The sequence below is a fragment of the Tardiphaga sp. 42S5 genome (assembly GCF_034044155.1).
Lineage (GTDB): Bacteria > Pseudomonadota > Alphaproteobacteria > Rhizobiales > Xanthobacteraceae > Tardiphaga > Tardiphaga robiniae.
Genome location: NZ_CP139027.1, coordinates 4,517,751 through 4,535,689, shown reverse-complemented (window position 1 = coordinate 4,535,689; position 17,939 = coordinate 4,517,751). Strand labels below are relative to the sequence as shown.

Annotated in this window: 19 protein-coding genes; 16 read left to right on the top strand and 3 right to left on the bottom strand. The window is 62.4% G+C overall.

The features are described 5' to 3' along the window. Nucleotides 1-38 precede the first annotated feature (38 nt). Together SFY93_RS21195 and hemB are read right to left on the bottom strand one after the other, a co-directional pair. Entirely contained in the window at nt 39-620 is a 582-nt protein-coding gene (locus tag SFY93_RS21195; RefSeq protein ID WP_414716940.1) for an RDD family protein, read from the bottom strand. 126 nt (nt 621-746) lie between these two features. Further along, nucleotides 747-1,805 (bottom strand): porphobilinogen synthase, encoded by a 1,059-nt coding sequence (gene hemB / locus SFY93_RS21190; RefSeq protein WP_320444492.1) that lies wholly within the window; start codon nt 1,803-1,805, stop codon nt 747-749. A gap of 230 nt (nt 1,806-2,035) precedes the next feature. Between hemB and SFY93_RS21185 the strand changes: the two genes are divergently transcribed. The 7 genes from SFY93_RS21185 (at nt 2,036) to SFY93_RS21155 (ending at nt 6,965) form a co-directional block, all read left to right on the top strand. Next, complete coding sequence (locus SFY93_RS21185) at nt 2,036-2,530, top strand: DUF6163 family protein (protein WP_320444491.1); 495 nt, start codon at nt 2,036-2,038, stop codon at nt 2,528-2,530. A 55-nt stretch (nt 2,531-2,585) separates the two neighbouring features. Continuing rightward, nucleotides 2,586-4,151 carry an AMP-binding protein gene (locus tag SFY93_RS21180; RefSeq protein ID WP_320444490.1) on the top strand — a complete coding sequence of 522 codons (1,566 nt, stop codon included), beginning with the start codon at nt 2,586-2,588 and terminating at the stop codon, nt 4,149-4,151. Between the two features lie 339 nt (nt 4,152-4,490). Continuing rightward, nucleotides 4,491-5,003 carry a transcriptional regulator LdtR gene (ldtR, locus tag SFY93_RS21175; protein ID WP_068732529.1) on the top strand — a complete coding sequence of 171 codons (513 nt, stop codon included), beginning with the start codon at nt 4,491-4,493 and terminating at the stop codon, nt 5,001-5,003. A 201-nt stretch (nt 5,004-5,204) separates the two neighbouring features. Next, nucleotides 5,205-5,564 (top strand): hypothetical protein, encoded by a 360-nt coding sequence (locus tag SFY93_RS21170; protein WP_320444489.1) that lies wholly within the window; start codon nt 5,205-5,207, stop codon nt 5,562-5,564. 136 nt (nt 5,565-5,700) lie between these two features. Continuing rightward, the gene (locus SFY93_RS21165; protein ID WP_320444488.1) at nt 5,701-6,354 is read left to right on the top strand and encodes a hypothetical protein; all 654 of its coding nucleotides are present in this window, start codon (nt 5,701-5,703) and stop codon (nt 6,352-6,354) included. Between the two features lie 123 nt (nt 6,355-6,477). Then, nucleotides 6,478-6,708: a hypothetical protein gene (locus SFY93_RS21160; protein ID WP_089263849.1), complete on the top strand. Its 231-nt coding sequence runs from the start codon at nt 6,478-6,480 to the stop codon at nt 6,706-6,708. 35 nt (nt 6,709-6,743) lie between these two features. Next, nucleotides 6,744-6,965: a hypothetical protein gene (locus tag SFY93_RS21155; RefSeq protein WP_068732570.1), complete on the top strand. Its 222-nt coding sequence runs from the start codon at nt 6,744-6,746 to the stop codon at nt 6,963-6,965. Between the two features lie 975 nt (nt 6,966-7,940). Here SFY93_RS21155 and SFY93_RS21150 read toward each other — a convergent pair. Beyond that, the gene (locus tag SFY93_RS21150; protein WP_320444487.1) at nt 7,941-8,309 is read right to left on the bottom strand and encodes a nuclear transport factor 2 family protein; all 369 of its coding nucleotides are present in this window, start codon (nt 8,307-8,309) and stop codon (nt 7,941-7,943) included. Between the two features lie 222 nt (nt 8,310-8,531). On the opposite strand from SFY93_RS21150, the gene SFY93_RS21145 reads away from it, so the two are divergent. The 9 genes from SFY93_RS21145 to SFY93_RS21105 all read left to right on the top strand — a co-directional run bounded on the left by SFY93_RS21145 (nt 8,532) and on the right by SFY93_RS21105 (nt 17,900). Next, nucleotides 8,532-9,158 carry a glutathione S-transferase family protein gene (locus SFY93_RS21145; protein ID WP_320444486.1) on the top strand — a complete coding sequence of 209 codons (627 nt, stop codon included), beginning with the start codon at nt 8,532-8,534 and terminating at the stop codon, nt 9,156-9,158. Between the two features lie 348 nt (nt 9,159-9,506). Next, entirely contained in the window at nt 9,507-10,808 is a 1,302-nt protein-coding gene (gene glyA, locus SFY93_RS21140) for a serine hydroxymethyltransferase (RefSeq protein ID WP_184517620.1), read from the top strand. A 72-nt stretch (nt 10,809-10,880) separates the two neighbouring features. Further along, a complete protein-coding gene (nrdR, locus tag SFY93_RS21135) occupies nt 10,881-11,363 on the top strand; it encodes a transcriptional regulator NrdR (protein ID WP_068732542.1) in 483 nt (160 codons plus the stop codon). Then, on the top strand, nt 11,360-12,514 hold the full coding sequence (gene ribD, locus SFY93_RS21130; protein ID WP_320444485.1) for a bifunctional diaminohydroxyphosphoribosylaminopyrimidine deaminase/5-amino-6-(5-phosphoribosylamino)uracil reductase RibD: 1,155 nt from the start codon (nt 11,360-11,362) through the stop codon (nt 12,512-12,514). Before nrdR ends, ribD begins: the two co-directional genes overlap by 4 nt. Next, a complete protein-coding gene (locus SFY93_RS21125) occupies nt 12,514-13,128 on the top strand; it encodes a riboflavin synthase (protein ID WP_093761460.1) in 615 nt (204 codons plus the stop codon). Before ribD ends, SFY93_RS21125 begins: the two co-directional genes overlap by 1 nt. Before the next feature lie 211 nt (nt 13,129-13,339). Next, on the top strand, nt 13,340-13,831 hold the full coding sequence (gene ribH, locus SFY93_RS21120; RefSeq protein WP_089263855.1) for a 6,7-dimethyl-8-ribityllumazine synthase: 492 nt from the start codon (nt 13,340-13,342) through the stop codon (nt 13,829-13,831). Between the two features lie 4 nt (nt 13,832-13,835). Continuing rightward, nucleotides 13,836-14,378 (top strand): transcription antitermination factor NusB, encoded by a 543-nt coding sequence (gene nusB / locus SFY93_RS21115; RefSeq protein WP_093761462.1) that lies wholly within the window; start codon nt 13,836-13,838, stop codon nt 14,376-14,378. Between the two features lie 2 nt (nt 14,379-14,380). After that, entirely contained in the window at nt 14,381-15,379 is a 999-nt protein-coding gene (gene thiL / locus SFY93_RS21110) for a thiamine-phosphate kinase (RefSeq protein ID WP_093761464.1), read from the top strand. 400 nt (nt 15,380-15,779) lie between these two features. Continuing rightward, nucleotides 15,780-17,900 (top strand): sodium-translocating pyrophosphatase, encoded by a 2,121-nt coding sequence (locus SFY93_RS21105; RefSeq protein ID WP_120292179.1) that lies wholly within the window; start codon nt 15,780-15,782, stop codon nt 17,898-17,900. Nucleotides 17,901-17,939: the final 39 nt, after the last annotated feature.

The window sequence follows — 17,939 nt, the reverse complement described above, 5'->3', positions numbered from 1 at the left end:
ATCGCTTTGCCCGGCCAAGTTGGCGTGATTCGCGGCGGTTAGTAGGCACGGCCGGGCGGCTGGGCGTAAGCGGCGCGGACTACGGAATTATTCACCACCACGGTTCCCAGCACGAGGTCGTGCAGCAGCTGACGGCGGCCGTTGAGCAGGCCGACCACCAGCACCAGCGGCGTGAGTAGCGACACCGAGGCCCAGAACAGCACCGCATGCGCCGCGCCGAGCACGAAGTAGCCGGGCGTGCCCGAGAAAGTGCGCATCTGCAGATCCATCATTCGCATGCCAACGGTGGCCGAATGCGGGCCGCCCAGCGACATGCCGTAATAGACGACCGGCCAGATCACGGTCGCCGGCGAGATCAGCCAGAACAGCGCCCAGCCAAGGCCGAGGGTGACGACGCCGAATACCGCGATGAAGATGACGGCGAGTACGGTCGGAATCGACAGCACCACGAGATCGATCAGGAAGGCGACAATGCGGCGCATCAGCACGCCACGGAACAAGTCGGGCTGCGCATAGGGGTCAAAGGCATGGGCGCGGGGCGGGGTACCGGCACTGCGCCAGGTGTCGCCCTGCCAGCTTCCGTTGTTGGGGCCGCCAGCATTCGGGCCGGTATCAGACATGACGCATCCCTCCGTTTGCATCCTCACGGTCCATCACATGGATATCACCAGACCGCGCAACAAGTGCGCGGAATCGTTACAGACTGTCCATGACGTAAATCAGGCGAGGCTTGAGCGCGGATGCGCTCAGCGCGCAGCCTTGATGCGTTCCGCGGCATGCGGCGCGAAATAGGTCAGCACGCCATCGGCGCCTGCGCGCTTGAAGCCGAGCAGGCTTTCCATGATGGCGCGGTCGCCGTCGATCCAGCCGTTGTTGGCGGCGGCCATGATCATCGCGTATTCGCCGGACACCTGATAGGCGAAGGTCGGAACCGCGAACGTGTCCTTCACGCGGCGCACAATATCCAGATAGGGCATGCCCGGTTTGACCATGACCATGTCGGCGCCCTCGGCGAGATCGAGTTCGACCTCGCGCAGCGCTTCGTCGGAATTGGCGCTGTCCATCTGATAGGTGCGCTTGTCGCCGGTCAGCGTCTTGGCCGAGCCGATGGCGTCGCGGAACGGACCGTAGAAGGCCGAGGCATATTTCGCGGCATAGGCCATGATCTGCACGTCGAGGAATCCCGCTTCGTCCAGTGCCTCGCGGATCGCGCCGACGCGGCCGTCCATCATGTCCGATGGCGCAATGATATCGCAGCCGGCTTCGGCCTGGACCAGCGCCTGCTGGACCAGCACGGCGACGGTCTCATCGTTGAGGATCTTGCCGTTCTGGATCAGCCCGTCATGACCATGGCTGGTGAAGGGATCGAGGGCCACGTCGCAGAGCACGCCGAGATCGGGGAATTCCTTCTTGATGGCGCGGACAGACTGGCAAACCAGATTGTTGGCGTTGCAGGCCTCGGTGCCCATCTCGTCGCGCAGGGACGGGTCGGTATAGGGGAACAGCGCGATGCAGGGGATATCCAGCTTCATGGCGCGCTCGGCATCGCGCACTGCCTGATCGACGCTGAGGCGTTCCACGCCGGGCATCGAGGCGATGGCCGCGCGCTGGTTGTCGCCGTCGATCACGAAGAGCGGCCAGATCAGGTCGTCCGTGGTCAGCACGTTCTCGCGCACCAGCCGGCGGGCCCATTCGGACTTGCGGTTGCGGCGGGGGCGGGTGGTCAGGCCGAGGGAGGGGGCGTCATAGGCGGCTGGGCGGGGGGCATCCCGCAATTCGATGGGACGCCCGAACTTGATTGCCATAATACCGTCTCTCCCGCGGGCCTTCGTGAGGTTGAAAGCCCCTTAAATTCGACCTGTTCTAAGTCTAGCACCTAGATGCCCCGGCGTCACCGCGATCATGCACGTCATGCGCGCGTGACGTGACGGGCTGGGTCATTGATTTTGCAGGCCCGAAGGCTCACAAAAAGCCCCCATGAATCGCTCAAACCATCGCCCAAACGTCCAGTTCCAACCCGTGAGATCGCATTCGCATGTCTGAGCAGATGCCGCGCGACCTTGGTTCAAGAGACCTGGGATCGAGAGAGCCCACGTCGCGGGACCATGCCATGTCGGTTGCGGCGATCTCGTCCGGACGCATCGAATCCGACGAAAACATCTGGACCCGGCGCCTCGTCCTGTTCCTGCGCGTGATGGCCGTCGTCTCGATGATGCAGGGCCTTTATCACTGGGCGCAGGTCACCGGCTTTGTCGGCACCGAGGATGACGCCTTCGAGGTCCAGACCATGGGCTGGCAGACCGCCACGGTCTATTTCGCCGTGATCGAGCTGGTCAGCGCCGTCGGCCTCTGGCTCGCGACGCCTTGGGGCGCCGTCGTCTGGCTGACGACCGTGGTGTCCATGGCGGTCATCGAGTTGATGTTTCCGACCATCTATGGCGGCAATCTCCTGATCGTCGGCGTGCAGGCTGCGTTTCTCGCAGGCTACCTTGCGCTGGCATGGATGGCGGCGCGCGAACGGCCGCCATAGGCTCAGGACGTCAAGCAGAGGCCTCGCAGAAGGCCCTGCATTCAGGGAGGCCATTTTGAACCAGCTTTATTCCGGCGGCACCGCCGGCAGCATCATTGTCAGCGCCATCGCCCGCTATGGCGACCAGCCCGCGCTCGCGGACGGCCATGTCCGCTGGAGCTACCGCGAATTTGGCGACGCGGTCGCGCGTTTCATCAGCCTGTTCCGCAGCCTTGGCCTGAAGAAAGGCGATGCGTTGTCCATTCTCTCCGGCAACCGCGCTGAGAGCTGGGCCGCGATTTCCGCCGCCGCCGTGATGGGCCTGCGCTACACGCCGCTGCATCCGATGGCCGCCGAGGACGATCACGCCTTCATTCTCGAGGACGCCGAGATTTCCGCGCTGATCGTGGAAAGCGGCAAGTTCGCCGCGCGCGGCCTCGCGCTGCGCGGCCGCGTGCCGGGCCTGAAACATCTGCTGTCCTTCGGCGCGCTCGATGGCGCGCGCGATCTCTTGGCCGAGCTGCCGAACGTCACGCCGGCGCCGCTGGCGGATGAGAGCAGCACCGGCGATATCTGCTGGCTGGCTTATACCGGCGGCACCACGGGCCGTTCCAAGGGCGTGATGCTGCCGCATCGCGTGCTGGTGGCGATGTCGCTCGCGATCTATGCGGACTGGGACTGGCCGGCCGATATCCGCTATCTCGCCGCGACGCCGATCAGCCACGCCGCCGGCATCACGCTGTTTCCGGTGATGCTGCGCGGCGGCTTCGCGCGACTGGTGCAGGGTTTCGATGCGGAAACCTATTGCCGCGTGGTGCATGAGGAAAAGATTACCGCGACCTTCCTGGTGCCGACGCTGATCTATGCGCTGATCGACGCGCCGGAGCTGCGCGCCAAATACGACATGTCGTCGCTACAGATGATCGTCTATGGCGCGGCGCCGATGTCGCCGGACCGGCTGCGCGAGGGCGTCGGCATCTTCGGCAATGTGTTCGTGCAGCTCTATGGCCAGACCGAAGCGCCGCAGATCATCACCACCATGCGCAAGATCGATCACGACGACAGCAAGCCGGGCCGTCTCGGTTCCTGCGGCCGCGCCAATCCGATGGTCGAGGTCAAACTGTTCGACGCCGAGATGCGTGAAGTGGCGACAGGGGAGCCCGGCGAGATCTGCGTGCGCGGCTCGCTGGTGATGGATGGCTACTGGAAACGGCCGGAGGCCACCGAAGACGCGTTCCGCGGCGGCTGGCTGCACACCGGCGATGTCGCCGTGAAGGACAGCGACGGCTTCTTCTATATCGTCGACCGCACCAAGGACATGATCATCTCGGGCGGCTTCAACATCTATCCGCGCGAAGTCGAGGATGCCCTGATGGCGCATCATGCAGTGGCGTCCGCCGCGGTGATCGGCATTCCCGATGTGAAGTGGGGCGAGGCGGTGAAGGCCTTTGTCGTGCTGAAAGCCGGCGCGAATAATTCCGCGGAGGAACTTCAGGCGCATGTGAAAGGCAAGCGCGGCGCGCCGTGGTCGCCGAAGACCATCGATTTCGTCAGTGAGATCCCCGTGACGGGCCTCGGCAAGATCGATCGCAAGGCTTTGCGGGCGCCATATTGGGACGGGCGAACGCGCGGAGTTGCGTAAAATTGTCGAATTAATTTTCGGGGCGTTGGCGGTAACACTTCGGCCACCCTAACGCCCCGGTTACGAACCTTACGCGAGTGTTTCGAATTTTACGGAAGCTGTTCCGCTATGCGACAGATCGGGCGGACAAAGCTGGAACATGGGCTCTGCAGCGTGAATCAAACCTTGCGAAAACCCCTTGTTTCACCGGCTTAATCTCAGATTCACTGTCTCAAATTCATGATCTCTTTATTGTCTTATTTAAGCGGTTCTTCAAACGCTCCCCCTTAAGTTGGCCCTATCAGACGGGACACAAGTTTCGTCGAATAAGTCGATAAAAACGACAACAGGGGTAGTGTCATGATGAAGACCGTTGCGACGGTGGAAAGCGTCGATCTCGTTCCGGGCCAGGCGCCGGTTCAGCCGCTTTATCTGGAAGCCTTGACGTTGGTGGAGCGTCTGCATCGCCGCCTGCTCGACGTCATCAAGGATGAATTCGATCGCCGCGGCCGCGCTGATATCAATTCGGTTCAGGCACTGCTGCTCTACAATATCGGCGACAAGGAATTGACCGCCGGCGAGCTGCGCACCCGTGGTTACTATCTCGGCTCCAACGTGTCCTATAACCTGAAGAAGCTCGTCGAACTCGGCTTCCTCGATCATCAGCGCTCGCGCGTCGATCGTCGCTCGGTTCGCATTCGTCTGACGGCGCAGGGCCAGGAAATCCGCCACATCGTCGACGCGCTGTATCAGAAGCACGTCAAGACGGTCGAGCAGGTCGGTGGCATCTCCAACGAGGAATTCGCGACCCTCAACAAGTCGCTGCACCGCCTCGAGCGCTTCTGGACCGACCAGATCCTGTATCGCCTCTGAGACTTTCGACCTCCAAGTTGCCGAACCACTGCCGACGGATTGCCCTCCGAAAGCACATCGAAATGCGCGCAAGACGCATGCGACACTGAAATTGATCAAGGCGCCCTCGCAGGGCGCCTTTTTCTTTGGCGTTACGCGCATCCCACGCTTGCTGAACGAAAACACCTCCAAGACAGATACAGAGATATTGGAGATGATTTCATGAAGCGCTTGTTGATCTTTCTGCTCCTCTTTCCTGCCGTTGCGACTGTCGCGTTCTACGCAGTGACGTACGTCCTGACGGGCGCAGCGGTGGATAGCGGTACAGGGCCGGTGTTCACGTATCTCGTCTTTATTGTGCCGGGGCTCCTGGTCGCTTTGCTCGACTGGCTGATTGCCAGGACGTCCATGCCTGCGGTCATGACGACGACACTTCTTGCCTACGGGCTGTCGGTGTTGGCGATGGCCTTGCTTCTCGGCTCCAGCAAGCAACTCGTGGCACTCGGTCTGATCGGCGCAATTCCAGCCGCCGTGTGTTCGTGGCTGTCAAATAAACCAAGGGAAAGCGTGAAGGCGGCGTGAGCGATTCATCACTCGTGCCAAGCAGGAGTGGAATTGCCGCCGACCAACTTGAATTTTAAGTCTCAGAAATTGCAATCGTGCTGCCCAACACGTAAGCTTGCTGTAGGCAAGTTGGAGCAAACTCTCTGAGAGAGCAGTGGCGACACCAAAGGATTATCTCGCTAACGCCGAACGGCTCGTCTCCGATGCCGCCTATTTGCACGCGCAGGATAGGGCGCGTTCCGCTGCCACATTGATAGTAGTTGCGCTTGAGCAAATGGGCGAATTTGTCGAAGTTCTGACAAAAGTCTCGTATCCCGATGCAGAGGTGCATATGGGCATCTTTGGCGGCAGGACGAATGCACATGCAAAGCGTCAGGATGCCCTTGCTGGCCATATAATGAACTACGCATTCGGCGCATTCTTCGTCCGAACGATGGCAAAGCGCTACGCGGATGAATTCCCGAGCAATAGCACGGAAGACATCGCATCTTGGATTGCGCGTACGCAACCTCATAGCCTGAGCGATGAAGAGCAAAAGGATCAGAGGTCCTGTCCCGATATAGCGGCGGCTCATTTATTGCTGCACTTTGTGCGGTCTAATATCCTTAAAGACTTGAGAGAATACGGCCTTTACGAAAACAACAGCCGAGCCTTTTCTGACGACGAAATAAAGCAGACGATAAGCTTGGCTTTTAAAGTTCGCGCCATGTTGGAAAGGTCGTGGGTCACACCCGAACCGTTTAAATTGGTCGGCGTGAATATGCCAGAAGGTCTAAAATTCGATCTGCCCGGCAATCGTCTTGCGTGACTATTGCTTGGCTAAGCTCTCGATTCGCCTAGATCGCTCAGTAGCAGTCTTACAACTTTCTTCCGTGTCGATGGAACCGGTTCCATTCTCGCGGCTTATCGCTTCGTCAGAAGGGATCAAGTCATGCTGGTCGAACGCGGTCTGAAAGTGATGAATGTCGAGGCGGTGGGCGACGCCTATGCCATCGCTGCGAACTACCTGCGCAAGTCCGGCGCGATCCCCGATACTTATCTCACCAACGATCGGCTACTCGAAATCATCGTTCGGATGTTTCATCGCGGCGAAGACAACAAGCTTCGCCTTGCGAACAGAGCGATCGCGCAATTCCAGGCTGCACGGGCTGAAGCCGCGTAGCCGGTTTTCTGATGTCCAACGGGGAAAATGACGACATGCAGATTGCCATCGACCGCATTATGCACACCTATGACCTGATGATGAGCCGCACCCAGGCGGCATCGGACGAAGCCCGCACCAAGGTGACCGACTATGTGCAGTCGCTGTTCGACGGCGGCGAGAAGGATCCGCATCGGCTGACGGTGTTTGGCTTGACCTATTTGCGTGAGCTCGATGGCAGCAACGATCCGGTGAAGGCTGGATTTACCGGGCTCTAAGGGAGTAGGGCGCAATAGCACAGCGTTTGCGCGCTGGCGCCCTATCCAGGGCCTCGTCAGATTCAACTGTCAAACAGCCACTGTTTTTCAGACATGCGTCATCACCCCCATTGTTTGCGGCGCGGGGGCGCCGTCGTCTCTTGCATTCCCGCCCCCTTGTGAGAGGGCGTGCGGAACGCCGGGTGCCCGTTGCACCCTTGGGCCTGATGCGATGCGGTCTTCCGCAAGGGGTAATGCATCAGGACTTTCGGAGGCGCCGAGCGATTGCCTGGCGTTCCGCATACGGTGTTTTTTCGGTTGCTTGCACTTTGCCTCAGCGAACGATCCGATCACCGAATTAAAGTCCCAAGGCGATGGGAAGGGAGCCTCAAGCGAATAGGCCGAACGCGTTTTGACTTGGTCGTCCGTCACACTGTCCAGGATTCTTTCCATCCGAAGGTCGGCCGTCTCCTTGCCAGTGGCAGTGCTGGCGCAGATCCGTCCTGCCCGAAGACAGACGTCACCCATGAACCGCGTAACGCCGCATCTCCGGCGTCCACCGCATCCCACCCCCCGAACGTGACGATCGCGCTCGCCCCTCTCATCGGGGTCGGACGGAAGGGAATATAAACCTTAAAGGGATGTTGTCAACGGAAGATAGGAAAAAATGTTTAGGCGCTGTCTTGCCGCCTCACACTGTCATTCCGGGGCGTGCGTGCATCTTTGCGCGCGCGAACCCGGAATCCCAGCATGGGAGTTTCTGATCGTGCCAAACACGTCGGGATTCCGGGTTCGCGCTCTGCCGGCTTCGCCGGCGACGCACGCCCCGGAATGACGATGGTGGCTGAACACATCGGGATGCCGGCTCATGCCGACCGCTTCGCAGTCCGGACTGCCCTCGGGCACACCAGTTGGTGGGGAATGACGAGCGGGATGCGATGCGCTCATCGTATGTGTGCTCATCGAAGCACTGTCGTCGCGGTTCTGCTACTCGAACTATCGCTCGACAAGATGCGCGCGCGAGACTGCAGGTTCAAACCGATCGGCGAAATACTGCGTTTCGTTGGCCACCCGTCCGTCGCGGAACTCCATGATGCTCACCGCGTAGGATGGTATACCGTCATAGGTCAGGATGAATTCGGTGACCCATAATTCGCCGCTGCCGATAATCCGCCGAACCGTAAAACGTTTCTCATTTGGCTGGACAAGTCGGCTCATCTGAATGTTGTGCCGACCGCGGATGCGTTCCCCCGATTGGGGATAATAAAGCATCGCATCCTCATGGTAGATGTCATGTTCGATATCGAAATCGTTCGCGTCCGATGCAGTCCAATGACGCTCCAGGGCGGCCCGTACATCGTCCATCTCAACCTCCTGCGATAGGCCTCAGGTTGGCGGCTTGGCTTGGTGCAGAGGGGAAGGAGAGCCGAACCTCTCCACAACGACAGACAGTCGCCTTACCGGCAAACTAGCATGGAAAAGCTCGCGAAGATTTTCTTGTTCGCTGTTTCCGCGCGATAATCCTCGAAGACTTCTCTCACGCCGACGGTCTACAGATCGGGCCGGGGACAACACAAGGACACGCCCATGCTCACGCTTCATCATCTCAACGACTCCCGCTCGCAGCGGATCATCTGGCTGCTGGAAGAGCTCGGTGCGCCCTACGATCTGAAGACCTATCGGCGCGATGCGCAGACGCGGCTGGCGCCGCCGGAGCTCGAGGCGGTGCATCCGCTCGGCAAGTCGCCTGTCATCGTCGACGGCGATGTGACCATCGCGGAATCCGCGGCGGTCGTCGACTACGTCATCCGCCGCTACGGCAAGGGCGCGATGCGGCCGGCGGAGGGCACTCCGGAGCATGAGGCCTATCTCGAATGGCTGCATTATGCCGAGGGCTCGGCGATGTTGCCGCTGATGCTCAATCTCTACGTGTCCCGCCTGAAGGAGGCCGGCGCGCCGCTGCAGCCGCGGATCGACAGCGAGATGGCCCGGCATCTCGGTCATGCCGACCAGGCGCTGCAGGGCCGTGCGTTCTTCGTTGGCGACAGCCTGACCGGCGCGGATATCCAGATGAGTTTCGTCGCCGAGGTCGCCGGCAGCTTCGACCGGCTCAAGGCCTATCCCGATCTGGCCGCCTGGATCGGCCGGATGCATGCCCGTCCGGCGTTCCAGCGCAGCGTGGAGAAGGGCGGGGTATACCGGCTGGCGAAATAGGGCGATTGGGGTCTTGGACGACGCTGGCCCCACACTCGTCATTCCGGGGCGGGAGCGGCGCCGACGGCGGCGAACCCGAGCCCGGAATCCCGAGCTGTTTTGCGCTGAACATGTCGGGATTCCGGGCTCGAGCTCTCAGCTTCGCCGAGATCTCGCCCCGGAATGACAGTGAGAGTACCGATCAGCTTGTGCAATCGCCGCATTTACCCCGCTGCCTAAATATCGCGCCCTGAGGCGCAAAACCTTGGCCCCGCCAGCCAGATATGGTATTCGGGGCACCGTTTCCTGATCGCCACTCGTGACCGTCCGCACGCCGAAAGAAGGCCGCGGCGGTGGAGATATTGCCCTATGACCACTTCGGCCAAAACCGGCTCCGCGCCCGACTCGTTCTTCTCCGCCACGCTTGCTCAGGCCGATCCCGAGATTGCCGAGGCGATCAAGGGTGAACTCGGTCGCCAGCGTCACGAGATCGAGCTGATCGCGTCGGAAAACATCGTCAGCCGCGCCGTGATGGAGGCGCAGGGCTCGGTGATGACCAACAAATATGCCGAGGGTTATCCGGGCGCGCGCTATTATGGCGGCTGCGAATTCGTCGATATCGCTGAGAACCTCGCCATCGAACGCGCCAAGAAGCTGTTTGGCGCCCAGTTCGCCAATGTGCAGCCAAACTCCGGCAGCCAGATGAACCAGGCGGTGTTCCTGGCGCTGCTGCAGCCGGGCGATACCTTCATGGGTCTCGACCTCGCAGCCGGCGGCCATCTCACCCACGGCTCGCCCGTCAACATGTCCGGCAAGTGGTTCAAGCCGGTGCACTACACCGTGCGCAAGGACGACCAGATCCTCGACATGGATGCGATCGCCAAGCAGGCCGAGGAGGTGAAGCCGAAGCTGATCATCGCCGGCGGCTCGGCCTATTCGCGCTCGTGGGACTTCAAGCGCTTCCGCGAGATCGCCGACAGCGTCGGCGCCTATCTTCTGGTCGACATGGCCCACTTTGCTGGCCTCGTTGCCGGCGGCGTCCATGCCTCGCCGGTGCCGCATGCCCATGTCACCACGACGACCACGCACAAGTCGCTGCGCGGCCCGCGCGGCGGCCTGATCCTCACCAATGACGAGGCGCTGCACAAGAAGCTGAACTCGGCGATCTTCCCGGGTCTGCAGGGCGGGCCGCTGATGCATGTCATCGCGGCGAAAGCCGTGGCCTTCAAGGAAGCGCTGCAGCCGGACTTCAAGGTCTATGCCAAGAACGTTGTCGAGAATGCCAAGGCGCTGGCTGAGACGCTGCGCGCACAGGGCTACGACATTGTCTCGGGCGGCACCGATAACCATCTGATGCTCGTCGACCTCAGGCCGAAGGGCCTGAAGGGCAACGTCTCGGAGAAGGCGCTGGTCCGCGCCGGCATCACCTGCAACAAGAACGGCGTGCCGTTCGATCCGGAAAAGCCGTGGATCACCTCGGGCATCCGTCTCGGCACCCCCGCCGCGACGACGCGCGGTTTCGGCATTGCCGAATTCAAGGCAACCGGCGAGATGATCGCCGAAGTGCTGAGCGCGGTGGCGCAGTCCGGCGACGGCAGTGCGCCGCTCGTCGAAGCGGCCGTGAAGGAGAAGGTCAAGGCGCTGACGGATCGTTTCCCGATCTATCAGTAAGGCCTGCTACGAGGCGGAGACCTGCGCGGTCAGAAGGTCGCGCAGGAATGGCTCTTTGGAAGGTTCTTTGGAATGCGCTGTCCGAACTGCAATAGCCTCGATACGCAGGTGAAGGACTCGCGTCCCGCGGAAGATTCCGCCGTGATCCGCAGGCGGCGCGTCTGCGTCACCTGCAACTTCCGCTTCACCACCTTCGAGCGCGTGCAACTGCGCGAACTCACGGTGATCAAGCGCAACGGCCGCCGCGTGCCGTTCGACCGCGACAAGCTGGTGCGCTCGCTGTCGATCAGCCTGCGCAAGCGCCCGGTCGATCCGGAGCGCGTCGAGACCATGGTCTCGGCCATCGTGCGCGAGCTGGAAAGCGGCGGCGAGGCGGAGATTTCGTCGGAGACCATCGGCGAGATCGTGATGGAGCATCTGCGCGGGCTCGATGACGTCGCCTATGTGCGCTTCGCCTCGGTCTATCGCAATTTTCGCGAGGCCAAGGACTTCGAGGCCGTGCTCGGCGAATTGCATGCTGACGACGACGGCCGGCCGGTGGTGGTCCGAAAATGATCTTCCGGATCCTGGAAGATCAATACGCGCAAAAATCCCAAGAGGCGAAAGCAACCGACCTGCGCTTCATGCAGCTGGCGCTGACGCTTGGCCGTCGCGGGCAGGGCCGGACATGGCCCAATCCCGCGGTCGGTGCGGTCATCGTAAAGGACGGTGTTATTATTGGCCGCGGCTGGACGCAGCCCGGCGGCCGTCCCCATGCCGAGCCTGTCGCACTTGCGCAGGCCGGCGAGGCCGCACGCGGTGCCACGCTCTATGTGACGCTGGAGCCATGCTCGCATTTCGGCAAATCACCCCCTTGTGCCGATGCGATCGTCGCCGCGGGCATCGCGCGCGTCGTTGCGGCAATTGAAGATCCCAATCCGGACGTGGCGGGCCAAGGCCATGCACGGCTGCGTGCCGCTGGCATCAGGGTCGATGTCGGGCTCTGTGCCGAACAGGCCGCACGCGATCACGCCGGGCATTTCCGCCGCGTGCGCGACAAGCGCCCGCATGTCGTGCTGAAGCTCGCGGTGTCGCCGGACGACAAGATCGCGGCAGCCGGTCACAAGCCGGTCGCCGTCACCGGCGAGATGGTGCGGTCGCGCGTGCATCTCTTGCGGGCGCAATGCGACGCCGTGCTGGTCGGCATGGGCACTGTGCTGGCCGACGATCCCGAACTGACCTGTCGCTTGCCGGGCATGATGAAGCGCTCGCCGGTGCGCGTGGTGCTCGACCGCGCGCTGCGCATTTCCGGTAACAGCAAGCTCGTGCATTCGGCGCGTACGACGCCAATCTGGGTGATGACCTCCAGCCTGTCGGAAGCGCCCGCCGCGATGGCGCTGGGCGCTGCCGGCACGCAGGTGCTGCGCGTGCCGACTACGACCTCGCCGCCGCCGGGGCTGGATTTGCTCGCCGTGCTGCATAGCTTGTCGGAGAAGGGCATTACGAAGCTGCTGGTGGAAGGCGGATCGAAAGTTGCGGCGTCTTTCGTGGCGGCGGGACTGGTCGACGAGGTCTGGCTGTTTCGCGGGCCGAAGGAGATCGGCGAGGGTGGCATCGCCGCGCTGGATGCATTGCCGCTATCGGCGATCACCGGGTCGCCGGATTTCGTGCAGCGTGCTAGCGAGACGATCGAGAACGACACTCTGACCATCTACGAAAGAAGCTAATGTTCACCGGCATTGTCACCGACATCGGCGAGATCGAGAGCCTTACGCAAGTGGCGCAGGGCCAGCTGCACCGGCTGCGCATTCTCTGTGACTACGACCAGACCACCATCGCCGATGGCGCCTCGATTGCCTGCAATGGCGTCTGCCTCACAGTGGTTGGCTCCGGCGTGGCGAATGGCAAAACCTGGTTCGACGTTGACGCTGCCGCCGAGACGCTGGGCATGACCACGGCGAAGCACTGGAAGCTGGGCACCCGCCTCAATCTCGAACGCGCGCTGAAGATCGGCGACGAGCTTGGCGGCCATATCGTCGCCGGCCATGCTGACGGCATCGCCACCATCGTATCGCGCGAGAACCTGCCGGACATGGCGCGGATTACCTTCCGCACCACGCGCGAACTGGCGCGTTTCATCGCCACCAAGGGCTCCATCACGCTGGATGGCGTGTCGCTGACGGTGAATACCGTCGATGACGTGCAGTTCGCGGTGCTGATCATTCCGCACACGCTGAGCGTCACCACGCTGGGCAAGGCGTGGGAAGCAGGCGCCGAGGTCAATATCGAGGTCGACCTGATGGCCCGCTATGCGGCGCGGCTGAGCGAAATGCCGGTTTAAGGCTCCGACCTCTCGGCCGTCATGGCCGGGCTTGTCCCGGCTATCCACGTCTTCGTGCTCGGCCAAGACGTGGATACCCGGCATGCGCCGGGCATGACGGCGCTAAATTGCCAAGTATTGCCCTTGGCTTCACTGCCCGCGACGACTACAAACACGCGTTGTTGACAATCTTCATTCTTGGAGATGTTCAACGTTTTTAACAGGTTGAGATATGGCAGACGCGCGACGCGCTCATTTGCAGGACCAGACCGACATCACCGGCGCGCGCGTCCTGATCGTCGAGGCGCGGTTCTATGACGACATTCAGGATGCGCTGCTGGAAGGCGCGATCGTCGAGCTGAAGGCAGCCGGCGTCACCCATGACGTGTTGACGGTGCCCGGCGCGCTGGAAATTCCTTCGACCATCGCGATTGCGGTCGATGCTGCCGCGAAAAGCGGCAAGCCTTATGAAGCGGCAATCGCGCTCGGCTGCGTGGTACGTGGCGAGACGTTCCATTTTGAGATCGTCTCGATGGAGTCGTCGCGCGGGCTGATGGATCTGTCCGTCGATCTGCGGCTGCCCCTCGGCAACGGGATCATCACGGTGGATACCGACGAGCAGGCCTGGGCGCGCGCGCGCGCCGGCGAATTGAACAAGGGCGGCGATGCGGCCCGTGCGGCACTGTCCGTGCTGCGCATCAAGCGCCGTCTGGCGAAGGCTTGAGCCGATGTCTGAGAAGAAAACGGCTGACAAGAAATCGTCCGACAAGAAAGCCGACCTCAAGAAGCCGGTCCCCAAGGGTGATCGCAAGGCTAACCGGCGCGGCGCCGCGCGTCTCGCCGCCGTGCAGGCGCTATATCAGATGGATGTCGGCGGCGCGGGCATCAACGACGTCTTCGCCGAGTTCGAGAGCTTCTGGCTCGGCAGCGAGATCGAGGGCGACCAGTATCTCCCGGCCGAGGAGGCGTTCTTCCGCGACATCGTGTCCGGCGTGGTGCGCGACCAGAACAAGCTCGATCCGCTGATCGACGACGCGCTCTCCAGGGGCTGGCCGCTGCAGCGGATCGAGGCGATCCTGCGCGCGGTGATGCGCGCCGGCGCCTATGAGCTGGAACACCGCAAGGACATTCCCGGCCGCGTCGTGGTGTCAGAATATGTCGACGTCGCGCATGCCTTCGTCGAAGGCGACGAGACCGGCATGGTGAATGCGGTGCTCGACCAGATTGCCCGGCAATTTCGCGCGGAAGAGTTTTCGCGCGCGGGACACTGATCATGTCAGCCGGGTCCAACGCATCCGGCGAAGACACCCTGATCGCGCGCTACTTCAAGCCGCTTGCGACTGATCCCGGCGCGTTCGGGCTGACCGACGACGCCGCGGTGCTCAAGGCTGACGGCGAGGATATCGTCGTCAACACCGATGCCATCGTCGAAGGCGTGCACTTTCTTCCCGATGATCCCCCGGACACCATCGCGCGCAAGGCGCTGCGGGTGAACCTGTCAGACCTCGCCGCCAAGGGCGCGCTGCCGGTCGGCTTTGTGCTGACGCTGGCGCTGCGGACACATGATGAGGCGTGGCTGGCGGAGTTCGCGCGGGGTCTCGGCGAAGACATCGCAACATTCGGCTGCGTATTGCTCGGCGGCGATACGGTCTCGACGCCGGGGCCGCTGATGGTCTCAGTCACCGCCTTCGGACGCGTTCCGGTGGGCAAGATGGTCCGCCGCCACGGCGCGGCGGTGGGGGACCGCGTGGTCGTGAGTGGCACGATCGGCGATGCCGCGCTTGGCCTTGCGGCGCTGAAAGGCGGCGCGGTCGCGACGGCGCTGGCCGGTGACAGTGACGCGCATGACGCGCTCGTGGCACGCTATCGCGTGCCGCTGCCACGCAATGCGCTGGCATCGGCGGTGCGCGATTTCGCGACGGCGTCGATGGATGTCTCCGACGGATTGGCCGGCGATCTCGCCAAGCTCTGTGCGGTGTCGGGCGTCTCTGCCGTCATCGATGCATCGGCTATTCCGCTGTCGGATCCGGCGGCAGCACTGCTGGACCGCGGTGTGATCGGTCTCGAAACGGTCGTTGCCGGCGGCGACGACTACGAAGTCCTCTGCACCATACCTGAGAATCGCACGACCGGTTTCGTGCAGGCCGCGCACCAGGCGGGCGTGCGGGTCGCGGTCATCGGGACGATTGTTGCAGGTGCGTCATCGCCGCGCTTCGTCGATCCGGCGGGCAGGGACATCGTGTTGAAGCGCCTGTCCTACAGCCACTTCTGACTAGCCTCACTGTTCCGGCAAGCGCGGACCTAACATCTCCCCGCATCTTGCGCGGGGAGAGGTCGCCGCGTCTTCGCGGCGGGTGAGGGGCGGGGAAGGATGCGTACATCCGGCACGTCGTCTCAGTTCGCGATCCGTTGGATCTGGATGGTGAGGGGCCGCTGCCATGCCCTCACCCGAAACCCGCGCTTTGCGCGGCTTTCGACCTCTCCCCGCGCAAGATGCGGGGAGAGGTTAAGAGCCCCTCCAAAAATCCTGCATTAGCCCATTGGCAGCGTTGCACGGCGATACCGATTTTGCCATGCTCATCAAACGAGAGGCCGTCCTCACGTGCTGGGCAGGCCTCCTTTTTATGCGCCAACTAACAAGGCGCCGGGCAGGAAGGACTGAGGCAGATTCCATGACAGCATTGTGGGTGATCGTGCTCTGCGGGGCACTGTCGATCGTTTACGCGATCTGGGCGACGAGTTCTGTGTTGAAGGCCGATGCGGGTAACGCACGGATGCAGGAAATAGCAGAGGCTGTGCGGGAGGGCGCACAGGCCTATCTGAAGCGACAATATCTCACCATCGGCATCGTCGGCGTCGTGATCTTCGCGCTGCTGGCTTACTTCCTCGGCATGCTCGTGGCCTTCGGCTTCTTGATCGGTGCCGTGCTGTCGGGCGCAGCCGGCTTCATCGGCATGAACGTCTCGGTGCGCGCCAATGTCCGCACTGCGCAGGCGGCGACGATCTCGCTGGCCGGCGGCCTCGAACTCGCCTTCAAGGCTGGTGCCATCACCGGCATGCTGGTGGCGGGTCTGGCGCTGCTCGGTGTCACCATCTACTTCGCTTATCTCACGCACGCCCTGGGCCTCGCTGCCAACAGCCGCACCGTGATCGACGCGCTGGTGGCGCTCGGCTTCGGCGCGTCGCTGATCTCGATCTTCGCGCGTCTCGGCGGCGGCATCTTCACCAAGGGCGCTGACGTCGGCGGCGATCTCGTCGGCAAGGTTGAAGCCGGCATTCCCGAAGACGATCCACGCAACCCGGCAACGATCGCCGACAACGTCGGCGACAATGTCGGCGACTGCGCCGGCATGGCCGCCGACTTGTTCGAGACCTATGCGGTGACCGCGGTCGCCACCATGGTTCTGGCCGCGATCTTCTTCGCGAGTTCGCCATTGCTGGTCAACATGATGACGTTGCCGCTCGCCATTGGCGGCATCTGCATCCTGACCTCGATTGCCGGCACGTTCTTCGTCAAGCTCGGTGCCAGCCAGTCGATCATGGGTGCGCTGTACAAGGGCTTGATCGCCACCGGTGTGTTATCACTGTTCGGCGTTGCCGCCGTGATCTACTGGCTGATCGGTTTCGGTCCGCTGGCAGGCGTGAAGTATACGGGTCTGGCGCTGTTCGAATGCGGCGTCGCCGGCCTCGTCGTCACGGCGTTGATCATCGTGATCACCGAATACTACACCGGCACCGACTATCGGCCGGTGAAGTCCATCGCGCAGTCGTCGGTCACCGGCCACGGCACCAATGTGATCCAGGGCCTTGCGATCTCGATGGAGTCGACAGCGGGTCCGGCAATCGTCATCATCGCCGGCATTCTCGTCACCTACAGCCTCGCGGGCCTGTTCGGTATCGCGATTGCCACCACGACGATGCTGGCGCTGGCCGGCATGATCGTGGCGCTCGATGCCTTCGGCCCGGTCACCGACAATGCCGGCGGCATTGCCGAAATGGCCGGTCTGCCGAAGGAGGTCCGCAAGGCCACCGACGCGCTCGACGCGGTGGGCAACACCACCAAGGCGGTGACCAAGGGCTATGCCATCGGTTCGGCTGGCCTCGGCGCACTGGTGCTATTCGCGGCTTACAATGAAGACCTCAAATTCTTCATCGCCAATGCCGCGAAGTATCCGTACTTCAAGGACGTGCTGCCGGACTTCTCGCTGACCAATCCCTATGTGGTGGTCGGCCTGCTGTTTGGCGGTCTGCTGCCTTACCTGTTCGGTGCGATGGGCATGACGGCCGTGGGCCGCGCGGCCAGCGCCATCGTCGAGGAAGTGCGTCGTCAGTTCCGCGAGAAGCCGGGCATCATGCAGGGCACCGACAAGCCGGATTACGGCCGCGCGGTGGATCTGCTGACCAAGGCGGCGATCAAGGAAATGATCATCCCGTCGCTGCTTCCGGTGCTGTCGCCGATCGTGGTGTACTTCATCATCTACGCCATTGCCGGCGGCGGCGCAGTCGGCAAGTCGGCGGCATTCTCGGCGGTCGGCGCGATGCTGCTCGGCGTGATCGTCACCGGTCTCTTTGTGGCCATCTCGATGACCTCGGGCGGCGGTGCCTGGGACAATGCCAAAAAGTATATCGAGGACGGCCATTTCGGCGGCAAGGGCTCCGACGCTCATAAGGCCGCGGTGACCGGCGACACCGTCGGCGATCCCTACAAGGACACGGCGGGCCCTGCGGTGAACCCGATGATCAAGATCACCAACATCGTGGCGTTGTTGTTGCTGGCGATCCTGGCGCACTAGACGGCCGCGATGCCGAATGCGAAAATCCCGCGGCGCAAG

What these genes read in the sequence shown, in the direction of transcription:
- SFY93_RS21195 (WP_414716940.1), bottom strand. Translation starts at nt 620, where the DNA reads ATGTCTGATACCGGCCCGAATGCTGGCGGCCCCAACAACGGAAGCTGG.
- hemB (WP_320444492.1), bottom strand. Translation starts at nt 1,805, where the DNA reads ATGGCAATCAAGTTCGGGCGTCCCATCGAATTGCGGGATGCCCCCCGC.
- SFY93_RS21185 (WP_320444491.1), top strand. Translation starts at nt 2,036, where the DNA reads ATGTCTGAGCAGATGCCGCGCGACCTTGGTTCAAGAGACCTGGGATCG.
- ldtR (WP_068732529.1), top strand. Translation starts at nt 4,491, where the DNA reads ATGATGAAGACCGTTGCGACGGTGGAAAGCGTCGATCTCGTTCCGGGC.
- SFY93_RS21170 (WP_320444489.1), top strand. Translation starts at nt 5,205, where the DNA reads ATGAAGCGCTTGTTGATCTTTCTGCTCCTCTTTCCTGCCGTTGCGACT.
- SFY93_RS21160 (WP_089263849.1), top strand. Translation starts at nt 6,478, where the DNA reads ATGCTGGTCGAACGCGGTCTGAAAGTGATGAATGTCGAGGCGGTGGGC.
- SFY93_RS21155 (WP_068732570.1), top strand. Translation starts at nt 6,744, where the DNA reads ATGCAGATTGCCATCGACCGCATTATGCACACCTATGACCTGATGATG.
- SFY93_RS21150 (WP_320444487.1), bottom strand. Translation starts at nt 8,309, where the DNA reads ATGGACGATGTACGGGCCGCCCTGGAGCGTCATTGGACTGCATCGGAC.
- SFY93_RS21145 (WP_320444486.1), top strand. Translation starts at nt 8,532, where the DNA reads ATGCTCACGCTTCATCATCTCAACGACTCCCGCTCGCAGCGGATCATC.
- glyA (WP_184517620.1), top strand. Translation starts at nt 9,507, where the DNA reads ATGACCACTTCGGCCAAAACCGGCTCCGCGCCCGACTCGTTCTTCTCC.
- nrdR (WP_068732542.1), top strand. Translation starts at nt 10,881, where the DNA reads ATGCGCTGTCCGAACTGCAATAGCCTCGATACGCAGGTGAAGGACTCG.
- ribD (WP_320444485.1), top strand. Translation starts at nt 11,360, where the DNA reads ATGATCTTCCGGATCCTGGAAGATCAATACGCGCAAAAATCCCAAGAG.
- SFY93_RS21125 (WP_093761460.1), top strand. Translation starts at nt 12,514, where the DNA reads ATGTTCACCGGCATTGTCACCGACATCGGCGAGATCGAGAGCCTTACG.
- ribH (WP_089263855.1), top strand. Translation starts at nt 13,340, where the DNA reads ATGGCAGACGCGCGACGCGCTCATTTGCAGGACCAGACCGACATCACC.
- nusB (WP_093761462.1), top strand. Translation starts at nt 13,836, where the DNA reads ATGTCTGAGAAGAAAACGGCTGACAAGAAATCGTCCGACAAGAAAGCC.
- thiL (WP_093761464.1), top strand. Translation starts at nt 14,381, where the DNA reads ATGTCAGCCGGGTCCAACGCATCCGGCGAAGACACCCTGATCGCGCGC.
- SFY93_RS21105 (WP_120292179.1), top strand. Translation starts at nt 15,780, where the DNA reads ATGACAGCATTGTGGGTGATCGTGCTCTGCGGGGCACTGTCGATCGTT.